The organism is Micromonospora sp. D75 (genome assembly GCF_018070405.1).
Lineage (GTDB): Bacteria > Actinomycetota > Actinomycetes > Mycobacteriales > Micromonosporaceae > Micromonospora > Micromonospora chalcea.
In genome coordinates this window covers 1-6,276 of sequence record NZ_JAGPXV010000232.1, presented here as the reverse complement: position 1 = coordinate 6,276, position 6,276 = coordinate 1, and the positions used below count along the sequence as shown (strand labels likewise).

4 protein-coding genes are annotated in these 6,276 nt (G+C 72.3%); all 4 read left to right on the top strand.

Going from position 1 to position 6,276, the window contains the following annotated elements; all coding sequences use genetic code 11:
* A partial coding sequence (locus KBX39_RS15800) for an alkaline phosphatase family protein (RefSeq protein ID WP_247660250.1) occupies positions 1 to 1,008 on the top strand: 1,008 nt, incomplete at its 5' end.
* Positions 1,005 to 2,072, top strand: coding sequence for a polyprenyl synthetase family protein (locus KBX39_RS15795; RefSeq protein WP_043329105.1), 1,068 nt, complete (start codon positions 1,005 to 1,007; stop codon positions 2,070 to 2,072). The genes KBX39_RS15800 and KBX39_RS15795, both read left to right, overlap by 4 nt.
* 222 nt (positions 2,073 to 2,294) lie before the next feature.
* Positions 2,295 to 5,129, top strand: a complete 2,835-nt coding sequence (locus KBX39_RS15790; protein ID WP_210871256.1) for an RICIN domain-containing protein — start codon at positions 2,295 to 2,297, stop codon at positions 5,127 to 5,129.
* 174 nt (positions 5,130 to 5,303) lie between these two features.
* The coding region (locus tag KBX39_RS15785) for a sugar phosphate isomerase/epimerase (protein WP_210871254.1) at positions 5,304 to 6,276 on the top strand (973 nt) is incomplete at its 3' end.

The following is a 6,276-nucleotide window of genomic DNA, read 5'->3' as shown; positions in this document are numbered from 1 at the left end:
GCCGCGGCGTTCGCGGCCGGCGGCGAGATGGGCGAGCGGCTGCGCGCCTTCGACTGGGCCGCCACCCCGCTCGGCAGCCCGGACCGCTGGCCCGCCGCGCTCTCCCACGCGATGAGCACCATGCTGTCGTCCCGCGCCCAGATGGTGGTGTTCTGGGGCGAGCAGCACCTGGCCTTCTACAACGACGCCTACCGGCCGACCATCGGCGACAAGCACCCCGCCGTGATCGGGCAGGCCGCGCACCGGCACTGGGCCGAGACCTGGGACGTGCTCGGCCCGCTGCTGGACGCGGCCCGTGATCGGGTCGCTACTGTGGTGGCGTTGTCCGAGTACGGCATCACCGACGTGTCCCGCCCGGTGGACGTGAACCGGCTGCTGCGCGCCGAAGGATTGCTGCGGGTCTACACCCAGGCCGGGATGGAATACCTCGACCCGTGGACGTCACGGGCGTTCGCGGTGGCCGACCACCAGGTGGCGCACGTCTACGTCCGGGATCCGGCGGACGTGCCGGCGGTGGCGAAGCTCTGCGCGGCGCTGCCCGGCGTGGCCGAGGTGCTGGACGCCGCCGGGCAGGCCGGGTACGGCCTGGACCATCCCCGCTCGGGCGAGTTGGTGCTGGTGGCCGAGCCGGACTCCTGGTTCACCTACTACTACTGGCTGGACGACGCGCGGGCACCCGACTTCGCGCGGCTGGTGGAGATCCACCGTAAGCCGGGCTACGACCCGGCCGAGCTGTTCTTCGATCCGGCCGCTCCGGGCGCGGCGAAACGTCGTGCGGCGGTGGCGCTGGCGCGCAAGAAGCTCGGCCTGCGCTATCTGATGAACGTGGTCGGGCTGGACGCCGGGGCGCGGGCGGTGCGTGGTTCGCACGGGCGCCTGCCGGCCGATCCGGCGGACGGCCCGGTGCTGCTCTGCTCCGACCCGGCCGCGATCCGGCCCCGGGTGGAGGCGACCGATGTGAAGGCGTTGTTGCTGGAACTCGCCGGATTGGCCTGGGAGGCACCATGACCGTGACCGTCGCACCGACCGACCCGGCCCTGCTTCGGGGCCGTTTCGACGCCGAGCTCGCCGCGTTCCTGGACGCGAGAGGGCCGGGTCGGCCGGACGACGGTACGGGGACTGTTCACTCCGCTTTGCGCCGGTTCGTGCTGGCCGGCGGGAAGCGGCTGCGACCGCTGTTCTGCTACTGGGGCTGGCGGGGCTTCGGCGGCCCGGACGAGCGGCCGATCGTGGTGGCCGCGGCGTCGCTGGAGCTGTTCCACGCGTTCGCGCTGATCCACGACGACATCGTGGACCGCAGTGACCGCCGCCGGGGAGCGCCCACGCTGCACCGCTTCTTCGCCGACCTGCACGAGCGGTCCGGCTGGCGCGGCGACCCGGCGGCGTACGGCCGGCAGGCGGCGGTGCTCTGCGGGGACCTCTGCGCCACCTGGTCGGCGCAGATGTTCCACGGCTGCGGGTTGCCGCCCGAGCGGCTGCGCGGCGGGCAGGTCCTGCTGGCCCGGATGCGCTCGGAGGTGATCGCGGGGGAGTACCTGGACGTGGTCGCGGCGGCCGGGGACGGTTCGGTGGCGAGCGCGCTCGCCGTGGTGCGGCTGAAGACGGCCCGTTACACGGTGACCCGTCCGGTGCAGATCGGCGCCGCGCTGGCCGGCGCGACGCCGGCGGAGGTGGCGGCGCTGGCCGGGTTCGGCGATCCGCTCGGGGACGCGTTCCAGCTCCGCGACGACGTCCTCGGCGTCTTCGGCGATCCGGCGGTGACCGGAAAGTCCAATCTGGACGACCTGCGCGAGGGCAAGCCGACGGTGCTGCTGGCGCTGGCCCGGGCGTCCGCCTCCCCGGCCGGGGTGGCCCGGCTGCGCGAGCTGGTCGGCGATCCGGCGCTGGATCAGGCGGGCGCCGCCGAGGTGCGGGGCATCGTCGAGGAGTCCGGCGCCCGGGAGGCGGTGGAGCGGATGATCCGTACCCGGGCCGACGCGGCAGTGGTCGCGCTGGACGCGGCGGGGCTCGCGGAGCCGGCCCGGCGGGTGCTCGCCGCGCTCGTGGAGCGGGCTGTCGACCGCCGCGAGTGACACCTACTTTTGTCGCGTGGCGGCGAAAGTGTAAGCCGATCGATCAGAAGCTATGGACAGGCTGATCGAAAGGTTTTAATGTCGTGCACAGTACCTAGCTGACCCGACGAGGCGATCCGCCCCCGTACCGCCCGCCTCGCCGAGGCGCAGCATCCCCCGCTCGGCATCCGGCGCGACGCGCGCCCGGTCCTGGCTGCGCGCGTCAGGAAGGGACAGCACAGCATGTCCAGCCACCACCACCCCCGTGCCCGACGACCGTTCGCCGCTGCCGCAGCGCTGCTGCTCGCGGCCACCGCCGGCACCGTCACAGCGGCCGCGGCGCCCGTCCCGGCGTCCGCCCACCCGATCACGGCGAGCGACTTCCAGCAGGTCGAACTCGCCCGCGGCGTCGCCGAGACCGGCGAACCGATGTCCCTGGCGGTGCTGCCCGACCGGTCGGTCCTGCACACCGCCCGCAACGGCACGCTGCGCCGCACCGACGCGGCCGGCGCCACCACAGTCATCGGCACCCTGCCGGTCTACACCCACGACGAGGAGGGGCTGCAGGGCGTCGGCGTCGACCCCGGCTTCGCCTCCAACCGGCACATCTACCTCTACTACGCGCCGCCGCTGTCCACCCCCGCCGGCGACGCGCCCGCCACCGGCACCGACTTCTCCGCCTGGCAGGGCGTCAACCGGCTGTCCCGGTTCACGCTCAACGCCGACTTCACGCTCAACCAGGCCAGCAAGGTCGACGTGCTCGACGTACCGGCCGACCGGGGGCTGTGCTGCCACGTCGGCGGTGACATCGACTTCGACGCCGCCGGCAACCTCTACCTGTCCACCGGCGACGACACCAACCCGTTCGACTCGGCCGGATACGCGCCGATCGACGAGCGCACCAACCGCAACCCCGGGTACGACGCGCAGCGCAGCGCCGGCAACACCAACGACCTGCGGGGCAAGATCCTGCGGATCAAGGTGAACGCCAACGGCACGTACTCGATCCCGGCCGGCAACCTCTTCGCGCCCGGCACCGCGCGGACCCGCCCGGAGATCTACGCGATGGGCTTCCGCAACCCGTTCCGGATCAGCGTCGACAAGGCCACCGGCGTCGTCTACGTGGGCGACTACGGGCCGGACGCCGGCACCACCACCGCCCGCGGCCCGTCCGGGCAGGTCGAGTTCAACCGGGTCACCGGGCCCGGCAACTACGGCTGGCCGTACTGCACCGGCACCAACACGGCCGCCGAGACGTACGCCGAATGGGACTTCGCCACCGGCGCCGCCGGACCGAAGTACGACTGCACGGGCGGGCCGACGAACAACTCGTTCCGCAACACCGGCCTGACCACGCTGCCGGCGGCGAAGCCGTCCTGGATCCGCTACGCCGGTGACGCGGGCAGCCCGCCCGAGTTCGGCGGCGGCTCCGAGTCGCCGATGGGCGGTCCGGTCTACCGGTACGACGCGGCGAACCCGTCCACCACCAAGTTCCCGCAGTCGTTCGACGGGCAGTTCTTCGCCACCGAGTTCGGCCGGGGCTGGATCAAGCCGATCCACGTCAACGCGGACGGCTCACCCGGCACCATCGACAGCTTCCCGTGGACCGGCAAGCAGGTGATGGACTCCGCGTTCGGCCCGGACGGGGCGTACTACGTGCTCGACTACGGCACCGGCTACTTCAACGGCGACGCCAACTCGGCGCTGTACCGCTTCGACTACCTGGGCGGCGCCAACCGCGCCCCGGTGGCCCGCGCCGCCGCCGACCGGACCTCCGGCGCCGCGCCGCTCGCGGTGGCCTTCTCCTCGGCCGGCTCGTCCGACCCGGAGGGCGGCGCGCTGACGTACGCCTGGACGTTCGGCGACGGCGGCACCTCCACCGCGGCGAACCCCTCGCACACCTACACCGCCAACGGCAGGTACACCGCCACGCTCACGGTGCGCGACCCGCAGGGCGCCACCGGCACCGCCAGCGTGTCGATCACCGTCGGCAACACCGCCCCGACTGTGGTCATCGAGACACCCGGCAACGGCAAGCTGTTCTCCTTCGGCGACACCGTGCCGTTCCGGATCACCGTCACCGACCCGGAGGACGCGACCATCGACTGCACGAAGGTCAAGATGACCTACGTGCTCGGCCACGACCAGCACGGCCACCAGATCACCTCGGCGACCGGCTGCACCGGCTCGATCGCCGTACCCGTCGACGGTGAGCACGACGACGCGGCGAACATCTTCGCGGTCTTCGACGCCGAGTACACCGACTCCGGCGGCCTCACCACGCACACCCAGCACACACTCCAGCCCCGGCACCGGCAGGCCGAGCACTTCAAGACCTCGTCCGGGATCAACACGTTCGACAAGGCCACCGCCGAGGGCGGCAAGACCGTCGGCGACATCCACAACGGAGACTGGATCGCGTTCCAGCCGTACCTGCTCGCCGACGCCACCGGGTTCACCGCCCGGGTGTCGTCCGCCGGGGCCGGCGGCACGCTCCAGGTACGGGCCGGCTCGGCCACCGGCGCCGTGCTCGGCTCGGCCACCGTCCCGGTCACCGGCGCCTGGGACACGTTCACCACAGTCACCGGCACGATCGCCAATCCGCCGGCCGGCACCACCACGCTCTATCTGACGTTCGCCGGTGGCACCGGGGCGCTCTACGACCTGGACGCGTTCACGCTCACCACGTCGGCCGTGCGCACCGGCCCGGTGAAGGGCCTGGCCGGCAAGTGCCTGGACGTGCGGAACGCCTCGTCGGCCGACGGCACCCAGATCCAGCTCTACACCTGCAACGGCTCGACGGCGCAGACGTGGACGGTGACGCCGAACGGGCCGGTGAAGGCGCTGGGCAAGTGCCTGGACGTCTCCGGCGGCGGCAACGCGAACGGCACGAAGATCCAGTTGTGGTCGTGCAACGGCACCGGCGCGCAGACCTGGTCGGCGCAGGCGGACGGGACGCTGCGCAACCCGTCGTCGGGCAAGTGCCTGGACGTGTCCGGCAACAACTCGGCCGACGGCACGGCGGTGCACCTGTGGACGTGCACGGGCGCGGCGAACCAGCGCTGGACCCTGCCCTGAGGTAGGCCATAGAGTGGAGGCGGCGACCGCGAGGTGGCCGGTGACCCGGCGGGAGGCGCAACCCGCCCGGGAGGCAGACGCTCCGGCGTCCACCGGTGCCCTCAGGCCGCCGCCTCCGGTCGTCCTCGCCCCGGTCCGCGACGGAATCCCCCATCACCACAGGGGAGAAGGACAATGGCGCGACCCATCACGCTCTTCACCGGCCAGTGGGCCGACCTTCCGTTCGACGAGGTCTGCCGGCTCGCCGCCGAGTGGGGCTACGACGGACTGGAGATCGCCTGCTGGGGCGACCACTTCGAGGTGGACAAGGCGCTCGCCGACGACTCGTACGTCGAGCGCAAGCGGGCCACCCTGGCCAAGCACAACCTTCAGGTGTTCGCCATCTCCAACCACCTGGTCGGGCAGGCCGTCTGCGACCACCCGATCGACGAGCGGCACCAGGACATCCTGCCGGCCCGGATCTGGGGCGACGGCGAGCCGGAAGGGGTGCGGCAGCGGGCCGCCGAGGAGATCAAGGACACCGCGCGGGCGGCGGCGAAACTCGGCGTACGCACCGTCGTCGGCTTCACCGGCTCGTCCATCTGGCACACGGTGGCCATGTTCCCGCCGGTGCCACCGGCCATGATCGAGCGCGGCTACCAGGACTTCGCCGACAGGTGGAACCCGATCCTGGACGTGTTCGACGAGGTGGGCGTGCGGTTCGCGCACGAGGTGCACCCCAGCGAGATCGCGTACGACTACTGGACCACCAAGCGGACGCTGGAGGCGATCGGGCACCGGGAGGCGTTCGGGCTCAACTGGGACCCGTCGCATTTCGTCTGGCAGGAGCTGGACCCGGTGAACTTCATCTTCGACTTCGCCGAACGGATCTACCACGTCGACTGCAAGGACGCGAAGGTCCGTACCGGGGACGGGCGGCGCGGCCGGCTCTCCTCCCACCTGCCCTGGGCCGACCTGCGGCGCGGCTGGGACTTCGTCTCCACCGGCCACGGTGACGTGCCGTGGGAGGACTGCTTCCGGGCGCTGAACGCGATCGGCTACGACGGCCCGATCTCGGTCGAGTGGGAGGACGCCGGCATGGACCGCCTGGTCGGCGCGCCGGAGGCGCTCCTGTTCGTCCGCCGCCTGGCCTGCGGCGCCCCGGGCG

Excerpts from the sequence above, each read along its gene's own strand:
- KBX39_RS15790 (WP_210871256.1), top strand. The coding sequence starts at position 2,295 with ATGTCCAGCCACCACCACCCCCGTGCCCGACGACCGTTCGCCGCTGCC.
- KBX39_RS15795 (WP_043329105.1), top strand. The coding sequence starts at position 1,005 with ATGACCGTGACCGTCGCACCGACCGACCCGGCCCTGCTTCGGGGCCGT.